This window comes from Enterobacter sp. KBR-315C3_2022 (assembly GCF_041399425.1).
Taxonomy (GTDB): domain Bacteria; phylum Pseudomonadota; class Gammaproteobacteria; order Enterobacterales; family Enterobacteriaceae; genus Enterobacter.
This window is the reverse complement of the sequence record NZ_JBGKEB010000027.1, coordinates 21,114-37,532: the sequence shown is the minus strand read 5'-3', so window position 1 is coordinate 37,532 and position 16,419 is coordinate 21,114. Positions and strand designations below refer to the sequence as shown.

Below are 16,419 nucleotides of genomic sequence, written 5' to 3'. Positions count from 1 at the left end.
CTCCACAAACCAAAACCACACCAAAATTATTATTAAACTTCTTCGCTATTCGATGACATTTGAGGAGAGGAAACCACCTGGCGAATTTTATCGAGCGTGGCGACCACCGCGGGGGTCATGTATCGACTCATGGACATGCTGAAAACAACCCCACCAATTAGGAAAGAAGCAAACCAAGAAAATCCGTAGCCGATGATAAAATCAGATCGTTCACTGATTAATACGATAGCAACAACGATGTTTATAGCGATAATGATACATCCATATATTTTCAGCTTTTGCTTACCAACATTAAGCAGGATTGATTTATCCCGCACATCTTTTGGGATGCACATTAACATGGAGAGATTAGCATATGTCATCATTAGAGCAACAACAGTAAGTATCCCACAAGATAAAACCAACCACATAATTACGCCTGGAAACCATATATCTTTCTTATATACAAATTCGTTCCCAAAAATTGCTATGATATGCATTGCATAGACAATTGACATAACTTTAATTACCGGGAAAATAATTTCTCCGGATGTAGGTATGCGATAATCTTTCTTTAGTGAATCAATTATTTTGTTCGCATCATTTTCAATATCACTTTTTAACACCATTTACTTCCCCTTAAATTTATTCATAGAATCATCCAACATTTCTTTGGCCTTATTACTGTCGGTTATATCTATAACGGGACGGGCCTCTTGCCGCACATGCTCTGCCTTATTGGCTTCATCAAAACGACGTCCCTGCACCTGATGTTCCTGCTCAAGATTAGTATACTGTTTGTTCACCTCTGACTGTTGATGATTGACTTTTTCTTGAGCAGAATCAACACTTCGTTGTGCATTCGCTCTCGATTGTGTGACTTCACCAGCCACCTCACCATCGGCTTTCACGCCATGCCCGGCAGCCGTCTGCGCCATATGTTGTTGCTGGTCGGCAAAGTCACTGTGACTGACGCCCTGCAATCCACTGGCAGAAACCGTATCGCCCATTCCTTCTGTGGCCCGTCCCTGATTGGCACGGAACTGCGCTTCCAGCTGCGGCATCATGCGCTCTTCCACAAAGCGTCCGGCCAGTGCCTCTCGCTCGGCACGCGCTTCCGGGCTGGATACGTCAGTCAGCACACGTTCAGCATCCGGATGATTCTGTTTCGCATATTCAACAAACTCCTGGGTGGCATTGCTACGGATGGCCGCACTGTTGTTCTCCACAAAACTTGCCATCTGCGCATATTCATGGCTGCGATTTTGTGTGTCACTGTACTGACTGGCCTGAGTACGCATGTCGCTGAAGGTCGCTGCCATCTGGTTAAGTAACGAACCAGAGGCGTTATCCGTATGACTGCTGCTATCGGTCGTACGGTGGCTGGCAACCACATCAACGCCATGGCGGATATCTTTCAGATCCTGAGCGCTGAAGTCCTTCGTATGGCTGGTTCGGTTGCTCATATCCGAACTGGTGCCGTGCGAGGAACCATTGTTACCGGTGTAATCTCCTTTAATATGGCCTTCCAGCTTACCACTCAGCCCGGTTGTCCATTCGACTGCCTTGCCTCCAATGGACTTACTGGTATCAATACCCGCAGACACACCAGCACCAACATTAAACGAGGCGTTCTGGCTTTGTTCCATTGCCGTTCTGAGTGCATCAGCCTGGCTGACATTATTGTCACGCGCATAACGCGCCACGGCACTCTGTAGTTTACTGATAGCCGCCGCATCATTCGCGCTGATGCTGTTATCAGCGCCACGACTGACAGTATCACTGCTCCCTCGCTGGCTGGCCCACTGCGACAGCTGTGAGGTCCCGGTACTGGCCGAGTGACTCAGCGAGTTGCTCAGGCTCTGCAGCTGACTCTCTGCTTCACGCTGCTGACGCTGGAATCCACTAACAGCCGAACGGTCCAGCTGAATATCGGTCGGCAGCCGGGAAATCGCACCGGTGGTATCGTAGACCGATGCACCGCTTTGTGTCCGGGTCGCCGTGGCACCGTTTCCCATCTGGGTCATGGCCATTCCACTACGGCTGGCGTAGTTGGTGTCCCACTTATTGCCGGCAACGTTGTCGGTCTGCAGATTATTAAAGGCCCAGCTGCCGTCGCCGGCACGGGAGGATTCAGAAGAAGCCGTACTGTTCATTGCTGTACCCAGGTAGTTACCGGCCTGCGACACTGCGCTACCCAACCCTTTCACGATACCCCAGGCAAGGAACGGAATGGAGAGGGACAGCCAGCCAGCAATCGAACCAATATCCGCATGGGTCTGCTGGATAACCGACAGGTTCGACAGCGAAAAACTCAGCGTCCCTGTTTTACCCGTGAGATACATACTGACCGCGTAGTTGAGGATAGCGAACATCGGCCCCCAGGCCTGCAGGTATATCAGTGTGAAGATATACCCCTTCAGCACTTCCATAGTCAGGGTATGAATGGAGGCCAACAGGATAATCACCGGGAACAGGCCAATCACCATCGCCAGCAGCACGGTATTGAGCAAAGGCAGGTAGGTGGTGGCAATGCTGGTTGACGTGGCCTGGCTCAGACGCATCTTGGTATAGGACGACTGCGAGGCCAGGTTGACCAGACCGGCGGCATCGCCGTTCTGCGCACTGGTAGAGGCGATGCCCTGCTTCAGGCCGTTCATCACCACGGTCTGTCGCATAATCTGGCTGGCACCACTCCCACCGCCATAGTAATAGCTGTAGCTGTCACCCAGCAGGGTACCAAACAGCGCGCTGGCATTGGGTTTTCCGCCGGTAAGGCGGGCAACATAGTAGTCCCAGGTTTTACCGCCATTCTGGGTGTCGGTGGTCAGCTGGGGTTGCAGCACGCCGGTTGCCAGCTCCTGACAGGTCCAGAACCCTTCCCGGTTTGCCATCGTATTACCGTACGGCACCATCACACCGCGCAGTGGGCTGGGCTTGCTGAATATCAGCGAATACGGATCTTCGGTGTTCATCAGCTCCTGGAATGAGTATTTGTGGTTAAGCAACATATCGCCTACCACGCAGTTTCGCACATAAGCGGTAAACAACTCTGCCAGGTCACCATTACGGAAGGCAAAGTCGGTTGCAGTCCCCACCAGGTTGGCGCCGAACAGCATCCCGGTTTTACTGTAGGTGGCTGAATCCGGGGTATGGAATACAGCCTCAAAGCCTTCCGTCAGGGCAGTACCGATGCCGGTGATAAACTTCGCCGGTGCCGCCAGCCCCAGCGGCACATTAGCGACCGTATGCACACTGGTTGCGTCGCTGCGGTCAATGATTTGCACCGTTCGCTTGGGTATGATGAGCACGCTGGTGAGAAACATAAAGAAAGCAATAAACTTCAGCACCTCCAGCGGGTCATGACCGCGAATGTAGGTGGCAAACAACACCATAACCGACATCAGCGCCGCAATACGAAACATCGAGGCCCACTCGGTGGTCCCCATCAGGACAGCCACGCCGTTAAAGATGGCCGTCAGGAACTCCCCGCCGCTCAGGACGTAAACCGCATCCATCACAGGCCCCCTTCGCTGTCGCCGAAGCGGTAGTTCTGCTGATAGCGGTCCAGCAGCTGGCTTGAGGTCTGCTGACGCAGATAGCTCATCTGGCGGTCCATCTCAGCCAGCGCATCGCTTTTCACCTGTACTTCCTGCTGCAGGGCCTCCACCTGACGGCTGGATTCGCTGATGTTGGCCCTCAGCGGTTTCATCACCTCTTCATCATAATTCCGGCTGGCCAGAGAGAGTTTGGCCTGTTCAATCAGCTCTTTCAGATACTGCAGCATAATGTCGTAGGCGATGTAATCCGACAGTGAGGACAGCATGTCTACATTGAGGCTCAGTTGCATCGGGTCCACCAGGTAGCGCAGCACCGGAATGGAGGTACTCTGGATAAACCCTTTCTCCGCCGCTGACAGCGGTTCATCAGTTCGCAATTTATCGCGGATACTGCCAATCATGTCTCTCACCCGCGATATCAGGGCGCGGTTACTGCTGATAGTCACGGACCCGTTTTTCAGCTCCAGGCAGTCGCCGCTCGAGACGCAGCGCTGGATCTCAACATTACCGCCCTTCATCAGGGCGACCAGTAATCCCTGGTGGTTTACCTCCGGTATAAGAGATTTTGCCGCGCCATTGCGGTCAAATATCAGCGTCCCGGTCAGGTTCATCACCATTTCTTTCAGTTCAGTATCCCCGTCAAGCATGGCATTACGCCCCAGCAACTCCCACATCAGGTTTTTGTTACGCAGCACCCGGTCCTTGTCCTTGTCACCAGCCTTATCCAGCACGCTGTTCATCTCTCCGCCGACCGTGCAGCCCTGTCGGGATGCCGCCCAGTCGGCAAAGAGGTTGCTTTCCCCCGCAATGTCCTGACAGACCTTCTGCTGGGAGACCTGGGTCTTCGGCCACAGGCCGCCGATGATGCCCTGCGCCGCCTGGCAGCTGGAGATGTTCATGCTGTTCATGTCCGCCGCCAGCTTCTGCAGATAGTCCTTGGCGTCCTTCAGCTCCGGCGCCACGGTTTGTAGCGCCAGGTCAAAGAAATACCCCTGGGCGTTGGCCATCAGGTTTTTGATGAACTGCTGCAGCTGATCACTGTTAATGAATGAGAACGACCCCAGGTAGGCATCGATGCCGCCGCAGCCGGCATTCAGTGACGGCGGGGTAAACGACATCACCTGCATCTGTTTGACCGGGCTCCTGAGAAACAGGTTACCGCCGGTCATATAACCTGCCGCCTGCCCCTGCCAGGCAGCAGCGCCGGTGGCATTACCTTCAAAACCCAGCTTGTTGAAGTAGTTATTAAGATCGCCGTTCACATCTGCATACGTGGACGCGCTACAGACCAGCGCCAGTATCCCGGCCAGAAGCGTTTTACGCATGGTTATCATCCTTACTACGCATGGCTAAATACAAATCAACGAAATGCGTTTTGATATCACCAATAACATCAAGGAGAAAAGACACACCGGATGCGGCAAGAAAGCCGGCCGCTGCACACCAGAAGCCGACCGGCATGGCATACATAGTCAGATTGAGCGGGGTTTTCATCGCCTGATTTTCCGCATTTAGCGTCACAAAGTCCGCAATGCCATAACCGAGCGCACTGAACATGGCGTTCCAGTATTTCCATGCGCCCCAGCCAGCAAAGCCACAGGCGATCGCCAGCAGAAAAAAGACAACAGCAAGTTTCATCAGAAAAGATGCCTGTTTCATTGAAGTTCTCCGGAAGTTACAGATAAAAGGGGTTATATGAAGCGGTCAGTGGGGCGCTACCTCTGATGGAACATCAGAGCCTGATTTATCCTCTGCAGCAAACTGTTCATGTCCGTTATACCCTGCGCCAGTGGCCAACTCTGCAGGGTATTCACGTTCACCAGCCAGGTCGTGGGCGTCACGCCGTTATTACCGGGGCCAAAGAACTGGTCGAGAACGGCACGCGGGGCCGGGATCGCCTGCGGAAAACTCACATCGCCCTTTCCGTCCAGCGTATAGGGGAACACCTTAAAGCCCGTCTGCGCGGATAGCTGGATAAGCTGCGGATCAAACTGCTGACAAAAATGACAGGAAGACTGCATAAACAACACCAGTCGATAATCGGCAGTATTTATCGAACGACCATCCGGAAGACGGTATGCCCGCCCCGCAGGCGTAGTGGAAGTCTCTGGTACTGACCTTACCTCTGCCCGGGGCTGCAGTTCTGACTTGCCGGCTTCCAGCGCCTTTAGCTCATCCAGCGTCGAGGCGTGCGCCATCAATACAAACCCGCTCATCATCAGTACCAGCCCCAGCGCCACTTTTGGATATTGGATTTTCATCACAGTCCCCCCGGCTGCCGTACCGCTCGCCAGGCATGCCATGACGCCAGCCCCCAGCCTGCCAGCCCCAGGGCGGCACCACAGAGACTGAGCAATAGCGAAACGGCAATACTGACCCACTCAAGAACATCAACCTTGTCCGGCCCCAGACTAATAGCCCGCACATCCAGCGCCATCCCCGCCAGATACCAGAACACTGGCCCCGCTGCCATAAAGGCCATGCCACAGAACATCAGCAGGTTCTCCTGCCTGATCTGTTGTTCGTGCTTATGATGAGAAATGCATTCTTTTGTCATATTTTCCCTTACCTTAGTATTGCGCCTTAAAATCAGTCGCCACATCGAGGAAGCGGCGGGCTAAGTCGTCCTGCGTCATGAAGCCCCAGGCCAGTGGCTGATACTGCTCACTGCCCGGTTCAACCAGCATCAGGGCCGGGAACTGGCTGACGCCCATCTTCGCCGCCTGGCCACTGTCCTGCCGGGTCTGTGGCAGGACTTCGCTGCGTGCGCCGTCCATGCTGACGGGGATCAACGACAGTCCGTACTGTTGTGAGAACTGGTTCACCGTGGCCGCCATCTGCAGATCCTGCGGATTGTTACCCCGGTAGAACATAAACAGGCCATAGCGCTGACCCAGATTATGAATGGCATCATTCTGCTGCTGACGGGCCGCCGTCTGCTGCAGGGTTGCGGTACCGTTATAGCGGCTGTGCTCCAGGTTGTAATCGAGGTCCGGATACAGCAGCAAGGCCTTTTTGGCCGACTGCGTAAACTGCCCGGACAGGTTCATCAGATAAGACTGCATGCGCAGATAGTCCGCCGCTTTCTCCGGGGAAGGGGACAATATGGCGCTGTTGAGCTTTTCTTTTGTCAGCTTCTGTAGCAACGACATCTGCAGGTTTGGTGGCAGGGCGCTGAGCGGGACTGTGTCATCGTCCGGATCATCCACCTCTTCTGGTTGAGGCTCGTTGTACCAGTGCCACCCCACAATGGGTGCATCCACATAGGTTCCGGTGGATAAGAGGGCAGACGGAGGAAATGCACTTTGTGACGGGTCAGGACTGACAGTCGCTGCCTGCGCCCCGGTAACCAGCAACAGCAATACTGTCGGGAGGGTTTGCTTCACTGGCCACCTCCTGCCATCTTCCCGGTTATCTGTTCTTTAACGCGGTCAAGCAGATCCTGGTCTGCCGGCAGCGTGGTACCGTTCTCCAGGTCATCATAAAAGTCGGCAAAGTTAATGTTTTTGAAATTCAGACGCTGCAGTTCCGCCACCGTCAGTCCGCGGCAGTTCGGCGAACTTCCGCTACCAAAGCCGATACCCAGCTGGCCGCGACGCCCCTGGTCCTGAATGATTTTCGCGAGCTTACTCTCAAACTGGCAGTACTCTTCTTTCTTCTCAAGGCAGACGCCGAGCACCTTATGCGCACAGTACGACCCAACGTAGATACTCAGCTTGCGCTTCTTGGCCTCCGCCAGCGCCTTTTCTTCGGTGTTGCAGCTGGCAAGTCCGACATCGTTACCCCAGCCACTGTCCTTGCAGCAGTTGCTGAAACCCGCCATAGCCTTACGACAGCTGTGGCCCTCACCGGTAAAGGCGGATACGTTGACACCATTCAGGGCGGCGATATCTTTACCGGCGGCCGCAAGCGCCGCCAGCCCCGAAACGGCTGACTGAAACCCATTCGACTTCCCGTCATCCAGCTGGTCACAACTGCCACCGGTACAGACCAGTTCACCACCGCACAGCTGTGCACTACCGCTCACCTTTTCCTCGCAGGAAAAGACCACCTGCTCACGCAAACAAGTACCGTTCAGGCTGTCGAGGCAGGTCGTGGAGCCGACGGTACAGGCAGGGTTCTGCATATAGTCGTTACAGGTGCCGTTATCGGCCGACTGAGAAACATACGTGTCGGTGTACTGCCAGCAGTCGCTGTGCAGAACATAATTCTCACCGTTGACGGCAAAAGTGCGATCGCCACCAGGGTCAGTACAGACGCTATTAATCAGCACCTGGTCGGTCTTATCAAACGGGCAGTTCTCCGACCACACCACGTCCGGAACCCATTTCTGCCCGGTAACACGCATGGTCAGCGTGACGTTCATCCACGCTTCAGAGCCACCCTGCAGCCAGTTCAGCGTTTTACGGGCGTATTCCCGACAGCGCCCCTGATTGCCATTCAGACAGTTTTTATTCAGAATCACCCCCTGCACGGAGGCGCTGCCCTCATTCAGGATAGCCCCTGGCGCTCCCGGGATTTCCCAGGATTTATTCTGGTTAACCGAAACCGATTCATTGATGCCCCACCATGTCATCTGGTAGTACATATTTCTGTCATTGAAATGAAGCGTTGCTGAAGCGCTAATAACCGTTCCTGATGCGGGAGCCCGGAACGAAAAATAAACACTTTTGTTGCCATCATAGCTGTAACTAAACTGATCATTGGTGACGGTGTAGGTCGACACCACTGTGGTAGGTTCATAGTGACCACCGCCTGCTCCGGCGGTACGAGTACAGGCCAGTTCCACCGCCGGGGTACGTTCGCATGTGTAATTGGTGATTTGGGTCTTATCGACGTTCACATCCTTGCACTGCGTATCGGTACCGGACATGATGGTTTCAGCCTTGTCCTCAATATCCAGCGAACCGCTGATAAAGGGGGCGTCGGTGGAGATGAGATCCTTCGGGCGATTCTTAATGACCTCCATGATGGTCTTACCGGCTTCTCCGTTATGCATCTCACTGTTGCCGGCGTTTTCTAGGTCGGGATTACTGGTGGCGGTGGTCCCGCCGTAATAACCGGATTCATCCGGTTTCGCGGTGTATCCGGGGATCGTCGCCGCCGGGTCGGTCCCCTTCATCACATTCATCCCCTGATTCTTCACGCTGCCGGCATACTTTGCCGCCTTGTCATACTGCGGGCTGGCCAGTACGGATACCGCCGTTGCCAGCAACAAAATGCCCGGTATCAGCTGTTTTTTCACGATGCACCCTCCTTCAGCAATTTCTTCGCCGTATCGGCACAATCCCCTTCTGCAGCAATCCGCTCCAGCGCTTCTTTTAACTTCAGGTTGCCAGTGAGGCGGTCATATCCGGCATCACAGGTCACCACCAGGGCCGGAACCGAGGTGATACCGTATTTACTGAACTGACGGGGATCTATCTGCACCCCACCCTGATTGTTCTCCCGCGCCAGACGAAAGACCGATTCCACAGTTTTGCGGAAGTTGTTATCCACGAGACCATTAATCAGCACCGGAATATGAAAGCGCGTTGCCGCCGGGACCATCTGCTTCAGCCCCTCCTCGGGGATGGAAAATGACAGGAAATACAAAGCGTCCGGACGGGCCTCACTGTCCGGAGCGACAGATGACTGCACCCGGCGCTGCATATCACCTATCCACTGCCGATCAGCCCCGGAGAGTTTGTCCTGCAAAAGGGCGTTGACGTCCGGCATGGTTGCGGCGTTCTGCGGAAGCTGGCGTATCGCTGCACTCTGCTCCCGCAGGGCACGAAAAAGCTGCTGCTCGTCTGTCAGGCCATCGGCCTGTACGCAGGCAGCCGCCAGCAGCGACCCGACCAGCATGGTAAAAATTTTATGGTTCATCAGGTTGTTCCCGGAAAATCAGAGGAAGACGCAGTTACGCTTGCGCCAGATGAGGTAACCAAAGTTCTGTCGGCTCGCCGGCGTGGCATGCCCGGCCTCCCAGGCCATCACGGTACGGCCAAACGGGTGGCAACGTCCCGCATCCGGATACATGTTGACCATCTGATAGCGGTAACGATCTTTCGGCATAATGGGCGACGGATACTCATAGCACACGGCCGTATCGGCGCCGACACTGTTCAGGATCATCCCCTGGCGATGCAGCTTGTAATCCATTCGCTCGGAGAGCAGCACACTGGCGGCCTGCGGGCTGGCCTGATTGGAGACAAACCCCGTAAACGGGTACATGCTGCCGTGCGAACCGGCACACCAGAACAGCGGGTTTAAGGGTTTTGAAACGGCACTGGCCAGCGCATCAGCGGCACAGGCCCCCTGCGCGATGGGATTGGCGAACAGAAATGCTTCAGGTGCCAGTACCGAGGCCAGCGAACTGTCATCCCAGGTCGGGTCCAGTTCGGACAGATAGCCGATATCCATGTCCCCGCCCTGCAGGCAGCCCAGGTCGGTGATAATATTGAGCCACCAGGTCAGAGGGTATTTGTACCAGTGTACATGGTAGAAGGCGCCGGTATTGTCTGCGGCCTGGCGCTTACCTCCACCACTGCCGAGTTTACCGGCGTTGATGCTCACACCACCAAGATTCACCATACAAAACGGTGCACGGGTTACATCAGTCAGGGCAAACGGCTCCCAGAAACCAATCGCCAGTCCGATACGCTGTAAGACAGGCGGCGGAACCGGGCAGAACTGGATGGGGGAAGACGGGTTCTCCGTATCCGGCAGCGAACCGGACGACACCGTTGCATTACCGATGGACATCGGGAACATACATTCCCAGCAGATATCGGTGATCGGATTGACGAACCGCCCCTGGCATTCAGGCTCTGAGGCAAGCGAACCGGTACCGATAGTCAGACCACAGGCCAGAACCAACGCAGAGAGGGAGCGCTTCATTCACGCACCTCCAGCCCGACACCGTCACCCAGCCAGCGCTGTTTATCTTCCGCTGACAGATGATAGCGATCCGCTACCGGGCACAGAAGAAGACGCAACCACTGCTCGAGACAGTTTATCGCGACCTGTGCTGTGGCGCGTTCTTTATCCGGCAGACAAGGAAGACATGTCGACAAACGGTTCACGTCTTCGAGCCCGCTCAGTACACCGCCATGAGGTTCCGTGATATCCCGAACCAGGCTTTCATAACGTTCAGCTATTTTCACATAGCGCACCACGATACCGTCAGCATCCCGGCGAAGCCGTCGGTATTCCCAGCGCTGGAAGGCCACCACCGACAGCAGCACACCGACGGTGAAACACAGCAGGGTAATAATAAATGGGATCGGCATTATTGGCCCTCCGTAACAGGACGCCCGGTACCGTCAACCAGCCAGCGCTGCTTATTTTCCGCTGACAGATGATACCGGTCAGCAACCTGTTTCATTAACCTGCACATTCGCCAGTGCAAACGTTTTAGAATACGATCAGCCACCTCACGATCGTTACAGTCCGGCAAGTGGCTCACCAGAACGGTAAGCTGTTCAACCTCAATGAGATCGTAAAGCACACCACCGCATTTCGAGGTTTCCAGAACCAGGGTCTCAAGCCGGGCCTCGCTCTCCCCATAGCGTATGATAAGTTCATCCGCATACGCCCGCAGTCGCCGGCATTCCCGCCGCTGAAGCCGCACCACAATCAGCAATCCGGCGCAGAGGAGACTGAATGCCATCATGATAACCATTATTATTTTGCCTCCTTCATGGCTGCAGAAGTAATTTTCAGGCGCTTACCGTCCTGACTGACCATCGCCGGAATGTAGTGAATACCCAGTTTCTTCGTCAGGACACCCTGCTGGTCGAAGTAGATACGCTCTGACAGCGCATCGGCGGCACTTTTGATATTGCCGTTGACCAGAATGACCTTGTAGGTTGGCGTGGGCGGGGTTTGCGCCTTCATCCAGGCGACCTGACGCGTATCATCACCGTCGATAAAATAGAGGGTGCTATTCAGCGCCAGCGTATCCAGCGGGTTCAGGGTATCGCCCTGACGCGCAAAGACCTGCCCCTGCGCATCGGCCAGCGTCTGGCCAACCACAAAGGTCGGGTCATACCAGGACGTATGTGCCTGCGTGTCTGTAACCAGCCCTTCTACCGGTGTCGGGCGCAGAGTGTGCTCCACCACCCGGTCCTGGAACTGTTGTTGCAGCTCCGCCAGCTGGCCGTTATCCTGCAAACCCTGCAGGCGATCCCGAATCAGCGCCAGAAAGCTCTGCTCCTGCACCGGCCAGACATCTCCCCATGAGCCCAGATCTTTTGCCTGCCCGACCAGTGGACAGACAAGGAACAACAACGTCAGGTATCGTTTATGCATCAGTAGCCCACCTTATTTCGGTGCTCCAGTACGCTCTGGCACGGCGTGCAGGTGTCTGCCCACGGTGCCGCCAGACGCCGGGCCTCCGGGATAGTTTCACCGCATGACTGGCAATATTCGCTCCCCGCTGCCTGCAACTGATGGCGGATAGCCAGCACCGCCACGGTATTCGTCAGCTCAACAACGTCCTGGGCCACATCGACTTCGTCACTCATGGCTCTCTCCCTCAGCCATCCGGTTCGCCACCTCTGCCTGAACATCTGCAGTGATATCGCGGGTACCACCCACCACCGCCGGTGCCACCAGGATGACGGCGCCGTGATGGCGTTGCCAGTCGGTCAGCGAGGCATTGAGGGCAGTATTAAAACGCGCGGTGGTGGCTTTTACCTCGTCATTGCTGAGATGACGCCCGGCCACCTGAGCCATAAAGTTATTCACCGTACCGGTCATATCGAAGCTCACCGTCTCCGGTCGCTGCCACTGCGCCAGCAACATCGAGATGCCTGCATTCATGACCAGAATAAAAGCGGTGACACAGGCCACCGGTACCAGACAGCGCAGACGACGGCGACTAAGACGTTGATGGGATGATGTTGAAGCGACGTTATGACGCGTTCCGTCTGCCGGAGTAACGTCCGCAGAAGGTTGTAATTCAGGGGAATCCGGTTGATTCACGACTGTATCTGCCATTGTTCCAGCACCTCCATTTCCTTAGCGTATTTTTTACAGGCCAGTAACCAGAGCGCTTCATGGACAGTTTTTCCCTCCTTCAGGCACTGTTCACGAAACTCAAAATCATCGCCGTCGGACGAGAACATCACCCGGCTCAGCGGGTCGAGGATCAGACGGTGATACGAAACCTGCCCGGCCACGCGCAGCATAAAGGCGCTGAAGTGCGCATCTTTGGCCGAAGGGAAACCTTCAATGATGGTCTGCTCCGATGAGCTGAACTGCCCTTCGTTCTTCTGGTTGTACTTGCGGAAGGCTTCCCGGTTCTGGCGCAGGATGATTTTGAACGACGAGTTGGACCAGGCAGCTTTCGCCGCGATGCTGGCCTTATCGCCGTCAAAATCCTCAATCCCCTGGGTGATGGTGATATAGGCGCCGCCATATTTACGCGCCGTGCGGTAGCCGTTCTCGATGAAACCACCGATAAAGCTATTTTCGCTGGCCAGCAGCTTCCAGGCCTCATCGATGATAGCCGCCTTACGCTCATCACGGGGCGACAGGAACATCCGCTGCTCGACATAAATCATCATCGAGAACATAATGGCCGCCAGCAGGTCAGGTTTGTTTTTGAGGCGCCCCATTTCCAGCACGCAGAAACGAACGTTGTCATCGAGCGCCGGCTCCGGACTGTTGAAGTATTCGCCGTAGATACCGCCGGTGGTATACTTGTGCAGCGACACCACCATCTCTTCCATCAGACTGCGGACCGTGGTGGTATCCCGGTACTTCTCACTTGTGGTCCAGACGTTGAGCAGGTCGGAGACGTCGTCAATCAGCACCGCGTTGCCACGACGTTTCGACGGAGCCTCCCCTTCCCAGACCGCCTGTACCGCGTTGAGCAGAATAGACTTGGCGGTATCGTCGACCTTGCCTGACGGGCTGGAGAGGACCAGCAACAGGTCGCGGATACTCTCTGCCGATTCCACAATATTGACGATACCGGCAAACGGGTTGAACTTGAGGTCGGTGGCATCGACGTAGACCCCGCCAACGTTGGCGCACAGAGCTTTGTACGAATCCCCCATATCGAACACCCAGGCCCGCCCTCCGCTGTCAAGGATGTGCCGGATGATGGTCTGCATCAGGAAGGACTTTCCACCCCCGGAGGTGCCACACACCCCGAGGTTATAGTTGTCATTACCCAGCCCTGACTTGCTGTCGAACAGGTCCAGATACGAGAGCTGGTTACGGTACGACGGAATGGGCACGCCTTTCGGGCAGATACGGTTATCCGCCACCACCGGCAACAGATTGGCGACATTGAAGGACTCAGCCCGGAGCGTCGCGCCGCTGCGGCGCATATCACTCCATAACCCTTCCGGCATCATGAACGGAAACAGCGACAGCCAGTTACGCAGCTGCATAAAGGTGGGCGAACACAGCGAAATGCCATTGGCGCGGAAGGTATTCTGCAGCGCCAGTTCGCACATCAGGGCTTTATCATTATCATCCTCGCAGAACAGCGTGACGCCTAAACTGTAGCGCGCCAGCGCCGACTGCCCGGTAGACAGTCGCTCACGCAAGCCGTCCCACTCACGGGCGGCCTTTTTCACCCCCGGCACCCACTTACCGAACGGGGAGTTTGCCCGCTTATCGTTGGTGGCAAACTTGCGTACCGCTTCGTTCTGACTCTTCGCCTGAACATCCAGCTCTGTCGTCAGCGTGATAGCAAAGGGGCACGGCACCGTCGACGTCGGGTCCAGCAGATTGCTGAGGTTGTTCCCGCCCTGCCACAGCGCAAACTTCACCGGATTCTTCTCCGGCATGTAACTCATGATGCGGGCTTTCACCCGCCCCCCCTCTGCGGAGGACTGGCTCTGGTGCAGACAATCCGGCGTCACTTTCAGATTGATGGAGCGGGCAACACACTGGGCATTCAGCTCTTCATACGGGTCCACCTCATCAGTCGGTGGCGTGATGCGATCATGGCGGAAGTTCACAATTTCACGGACCAGCCCGACCAGCCCCCGGTCATCCAGCACCTCAGAGTGCAGGTTCGCAGCAAACAGCGACTGCTGCACGATACTTAGCGTCTGGCCCAGAGAGGCAAACAATTCATCAACATCACGACGCAACGGCTCGGCGTAGCTGATAAAGAGGCGATAGTTACGCAGCGACAGCGGGTAGCCTTTGTTGTTGGGCAGTCCGTACAGTGCACCGTGTTCATAAAACGCGCGGGTAATATGGTCAAAGCGCGTTGCCTGCTCCCCCTGCCAGGCCATGTCTGACAGACCGTTATCCAGCAGATGGCTGACGCACTTGCTCCCGAGGAGGAGCACGCTCAGCGGCTGTTCACGGGGAAGTTTGTTACGCAGGAAGTTGTCCAGGGCCTCCACGATACCGTCATTGGCCCCAATCAGCGGCGTACATTCGAGGATAAAACCCATGGTGTTCTGGTTTACAAACAGGCCACTGTCTTTATCGTAATGCTGGTAAGGCAGCACGCTGACCAGAGAAGGGTAGTCCATATCATCCAGCGCCTCTCCGGCTTTAGCGGCACCGTCCTTCCGCTGCCAGTCGGTCATCAGGCGACGGAACAATTCATCATGCAGGGCCATATTCAGCTCCCGGCCCAGTGGTCAGGCTTCACCACGAAAGACACGACCGACGGTTGATGCATAACATCATCCCGGTCAATCCAGCCCGCAATCCACAGTCGAGCCGTGGTTGGATTGACCCGTACAGGCTGACTGACCCCGGTATCGGCATAGCGCTGGGCTTCAGTGACAGGTGATGGCGTCGGCAAGGCAGGAGAAACGGCTGGCCGGTGAGAAGGTACTGCCGGGCCTCCCACATCCGGACGAACCGGGCGCGACGCGGGCAGCAGCAGGCTCCCCGTCGTCGTTCTTACCGATCGCGTACCCGCATCACGGGTGGCCGCCTGAATACCGGTCAGCGGTGAGGGTGAGACCGGAACCGGTGCAAGGCGCGGCAGGGTCTCAACAGCCGCGTCCGTCTTTCCCGCATCACCATCAACGCCGGACATCACCGGGGAAGACGACGAACGCCCTGCCGCCTGCTGATTAGCCTGCTCCATGGTGATGCAGCGGTCATGGGCCACAGTATTACAGTCAAAGTCAGAGTTCATCCCGGCACAGCCGGAGAGCAGGCCAGCGCCTGCCAGTAAAGGCATAATGAATTTATTCATGATTTATCCTGAGAAAAAGAGGTTCAGCGGGTGAAGGTTTTTATGGCCGCCGGTGCGCCGATGAAGCGACGCTTATCACTTATCAGCGCGCCCGTCACCGGAACGGCGAAGCACATCATTCATGACGCGGGCGCAGAGGTCGGATTTACCGCCACCGGTACGCCCGACAACTATCGTATGGCCACTTTGCGGCTCACCCTGCAGGCAGAATGGGTGAGCAGGCTGGCCCGGCGTGATAAACGTCGTGCAGTTATCCAGAATGTGTTGCGCCAGCTCCGGGGAAGACAACGAAGCCGGAGGATAGCGTTGTGGTTTACGCATACAATCTCCTGAGTGGGGAAGAAAAATTAACGACGCGGGTTGAACAGAATGCGGGTACGGTCAGTGCCGGCAGGATACTCCGGAATAAATCGAACAAGCGTCACCCACAGACAGAACAGCGGCAGGCTCCAGCTCAGTACCGTGATGCACTGCCACTGCCAGCGAACCACCACCTCATGAACCACCGCCAGCAGGTCCGGAATCGTTGATGCCACCCGTTCCGGCATCTGTTCGAGATAAAACAGCAGCTGTCCGCCATAGGCCATAAGCAATAGAATGCAGCCCATCACCCACCACAGCAGACAGCGGACGGTCAGCGCCATGACGTGCAACGCCGCTCCGGGGCCCGTGTAGTGAAATTGCATCGCCCGCCATCCCGCTCTGACT

General features: G+C 55.8%; 19 protein-coding genes. All 19 read right to left on the bottom strand.

Features of this window, described 5'->3' with window-relative positions:
* Positions 1–32: 32 nt before the first annotated feature.
* Positions 33–608 (bottom strand): hypothetical protein, encoded by a 576-nt coding sequence (locus AB8804_RS20485; RefSeq protein ID WP_371189772.1) that lies wholly within the window; start codon positions 606–608, stop codon positions 33–35.
* Positions 609–3,497 (bottom strand): conjugal transfer mating-pair stabilization protein TraG, encoded by a 2,889-nt coding sequence (traG, locus tag AB8804_RS20480; RefSeq protein ID WP_371189771.1) that lies wholly within the window; start codon positions 3,495–3,497, stop codon positions 609–611.
* Complete coding sequence (gene traH, locus AB8804_RS20475; RefSeq protein WP_371189770.1) at positions 3,497–4,864, bottom strand: conjugal transfer pilus assembly protein TraH; 1,368 nt, start codon at positions 4,862–4,864, stop codon at positions 3,497–3,499. The genes traG and traH overlap by 1 nt, the downstream gene beginning before the upstream one ends.
* Complete coding sequence (locus AB8804_RS20470; protein ID WP_115408831.1) at positions 4,857–5,198, bottom strand: hypothetical protein; 342 nt, start codon at positions 5,196–5,198, stop codon at positions 4,857–4,859. Before AB8804_RS20470 ends, traH begins: the two co-directional genes overlap by 8 nt.
* Before the next feature lie 56 nt (positions 5,199–5,254).
* Positions 5,255–5,800, bottom strand: coding sequence for a type-F conjugative transfer system pilin assembly thiol-disulfide isomerase TrbB (trbB, locus tag AB8804_RS20465; protein WP_371189769.1), 546 nt, complete (start codon positions 5,798–5,800; stop codon positions 5,255–5,257).
* Positions 5,800–6,033, bottom strand: coding sequence for a hypothetical protein (locus tag AB8804_RS20460; RefSeq protein ID WP_371189768.1), 234 nt, complete (start codon positions 6,031–6,033; stop codon positions 5,800–5,802). Before AB8804_RS20460 ends, trbB begins: the two co-directional genes overlap by 1 nt.
* A gap of 76 nt (positions 6,034–6,109) precedes the next feature.
* Positions 6,110–6,802 (bottom strand): type-F conjugative transfer system pilin assembly protein TraF, encoded by a 693-nt coding sequence (gene traF, locus AB8804_RS20455; protein ID WP_371189766.1) that lies wholly within the window; start codon positions 6,800–6,802, stop codon positions 6,110–6,112.
* Between the two features lie 119 nt (positions 6,803–6,921).
* The gene (gene traN / locus AB8804_RS20450) at positions 6,922–8,784 is read right to left on the bottom strand and encodes a type-F conjugative transfer system mating-pair stabilization protein TraN (protein ID WP_371189765.1); all 1,863 of its coding nucleotides are present in this window, start codon (positions 8,782–8,784) and stop codon (positions 6,922–6,924) included.
* The gene (gene trbC, locus AB8804_RS20445; protein ID WP_371189764.1) at positions 8,781–9,407 is read right to left on the bottom strand and encodes a type-F conjugative transfer system pilin assembly protein TrbC; all 627 of its coding nucleotides are present in this window, start codon (positions 9,405–9,407) and stop codon (positions 8,781–8,783) included. Before trbC ends, traN begins: the two co-directional genes overlap by 4 nt.
* 18 nt (positions 9,408–9,425) lie before the next feature.
* Positions 9,426–10,421: a conjugal transfer pilus assembly protein TraU gene (gene traU / locus AB8804_RS20440; protein ID WP_371189763.1), complete on the bottom strand. Its 996-nt coding sequence runs from the start codon at positions 10,419–10,421 to the stop codon at positions 9,426–9,428.
* Positions 10,418–10,813, bottom strand: a complete 396-nt coding sequence (locus AB8804_RS20435) for a hypothetical protein (protein WP_371189762.1) — start codon at positions 10,811–10,813, stop codon at positions 10,418–10,420. Before AB8804_RS20435 ends, traU begins: the two co-directional genes overlap by 4 nt.
* Positions 10,813–11,205, bottom strand: a complete 393-nt coding sequence (locus AB8804_RS20430) for a hypothetical protein (protein ID WP_371189761.1) — start codon at positions 11,203–11,205, stop codon at positions 10,813–10,815. The genes AB8804_RS20435 and AB8804_RS20430 overlap by 1 nt, the downstream gene beginning before the upstream one ends.
* A gap of 2 nt (positions 11,206–11,207) precedes the next feature.
* Positions 11,208–11,834 carry a type-F conjugative transfer system protein TraW gene (traW, locus tag AB8804_RS20425; protein ID WP_371189760.1) on the bottom strand — a complete coding sequence of 209 codons (627 nt, stop codon included), beginning with the start codon at positions 11,832–11,834 and terminating at the stop codon, positions 11,208–11,210.
* Positions 11,834–12,049, bottom strand: coding sequence for a TraR/DksA C4-type zinc finger protein (locus tag AB8804_RS20420; RefSeq protein ID WP_032713693.1), 216 nt, complete (start codon positions 12,047–12,049; stop codon positions 11,834–11,836). Before AB8804_RS20420 ends, traW begins: the two co-directional genes overlap by 1 nt.
* Positions 12,042–12,524 (bottom strand): type-F conjugative transfer system protein TrbI, encoded by a 483-nt coding sequence (gene trbI, locus AB8804_RS20415; protein ID WP_371189759.1) that lies wholly within the window; start codon positions 12,522–12,524, stop codon positions 12,042–12,044. Before trbI ends, AB8804_RS20420 begins: the two co-directional genes overlap by 8 nt.
* Positions 12,506–15,121, bottom strand: a complete 2,616-nt coding sequence (traC, locus tag AB8804_RS20410) for a type IV secretion system protein TraC (protein WP_371189758.1) — start codon at positions 15,119–15,121, stop codon at positions 12,506–12,508. The genes trbI and traC overlap by 19 nt, the downstream gene beginning before the upstream one ends.
* 2 nt (positions 15,122–15,123) lie before the next feature.
* Positions 15,124–15,711 (bottom strand): type IV conjugative transfer system lipoprotein TraV, encoded by a 588-nt coding sequence (gene traV, locus AB8804_RS20405; RefSeq protein ID WP_371189757.1) that lies wholly within the window; start codon positions 15,709–15,711, stop codon positions 15,124–15,126.
* A gap of 75 nt (positions 15,712–15,786) precedes the next feature.
* Positions 15,787–16,032: a hypothetical protein gene (locus tag AB8804_RS20400; RefSeq protein WP_371189756.1), complete on the bottom strand. Its 246-nt coding sequence runs from the start codon at positions 16,030–16,032 to the stop codon at positions 15,787–15,789.
* A gap of 26 nt (positions 16,033–16,058) precedes the next feature.
* Positions 16,059–16,397: a hypothetical protein gene (locus tag AB8804_RS20395; protein WP_371189755.1), complete on the bottom strand. Its 339-nt coding sequence runs from the start codon at positions 16,395–16,397 to the stop codon at positions 16,059–16,061.
* Positions 16,398–16,419: the final 22 nt, after the last annotated feature.

Coding starts and splice junctions, on each gene's coding strand:
- AB8804_RS20485 (WP_371189772.1), bottom strand. CDS start 608: ATGGTGTTAAAAAGTGATATTGAAAATGATGCGAACAAAATAATTGAT.
- traG (WP_371189771.1), bottom strand. CDS start 3,497: ATGGATGCGGTTTACGTCCTGAGCGGCGGGGAGTTCCTGACGGCCATC.
- traH (WP_371189770.1), bottom strand. CDS start 4,864: ATGCGTAAAACGCTTCTGGCCGGGATACTGGCGCTGGTCTGTAGCGCG.
- AB8804_RS20470 (WP_115408831.1), bottom strand. CDS start 5,198: ATGAAACAGGCATCTTTTCTGATGAAACTTGCTGTTGTCTTTTTTCTG.
- trbB (WP_371189769.1), bottom strand. CDS start 5,800: ATGAAAATCCAATATCCAAAAGTGGCGCTGGGGCTGGTACTGATGATG.
- AB8804_RS20460 (WP_371189768.1), bottom strand. CDS start 6,033: ATGTTCTGTGGCATGGCCTTTATGGCAGCGGGGCCAGTGTTCTGGTAT.
- trbC (WP_371189764.1), bottom strand. CDS start 9,407: ATGAACCATAAAATTTTTACCATGCTGGTCGGGTCGCTGCTGGCGGCT.
- traU (WP_371189763.1), bottom strand. CDS start 10,421: ATGAAGCGCTCCCTCTCTGCGTTGGTTCTGGCCTGTGGTCTGACTATC.
- AB8804_RS20435 (WP_371189762.1), bottom strand. CDS start 10,813: ATGCCGATCCCATTTATTATTACCCTGCTGTGTTTCACCGTCGGTGTG.
- AB8804_RS20430 (WP_371189761.1), bottom strand. CDS start 11,205: ATGGTTATCATGATGGCATTCAGTCTCCTCTGCGCCGGATTGCTGATT.
- traW (WP_371189760.1), bottom strand. CDS start 11,834: ATGCATAAACGATACCTGACGTTGTTGTTCCTTGTCTGTCCACTGGTC.
- AB8804_RS20420 (WP_032713693.1), bottom strand. CDS start 12,049: ATGAGTGACGAAGTCGATGTGGCCCAGGACGTTGTTGAGCTGACGAAT.
- trbI (WP_371189759.1), bottom strand. CDS start 12,524: ATGGCAGATACAGTCGTGAATCAACCGGATTCCCCTGAATTACAACCT.
- traC (WP_371189758.1), bottom strand. CDS start 15,121: ATGGCCCTGCATGATGAATTGTTCCGTCGCCTGATGACCGACTGGCAG.
- traV (WP_371189757.1), bottom strand. CDS start 15,711: ATGAATAAATTCATTATGCCTTTACTGGCAGGCGCTGGCCTGCTCTCC.
- AB8804_RS20400 (WP_371189756.1), bottom strand. CDS start 16,032: ATGCGTAAACCACAACGCTATCCTCCGGCTTCGTTGTCTTCCCCGGAG.
- AB8804_RS20395 (WP_371189755.1), bottom strand. CDS start 16,397: ATGCAATTTCACTACACGGGCCCCGGAGCGGCGTTGCACGTCATGGCG.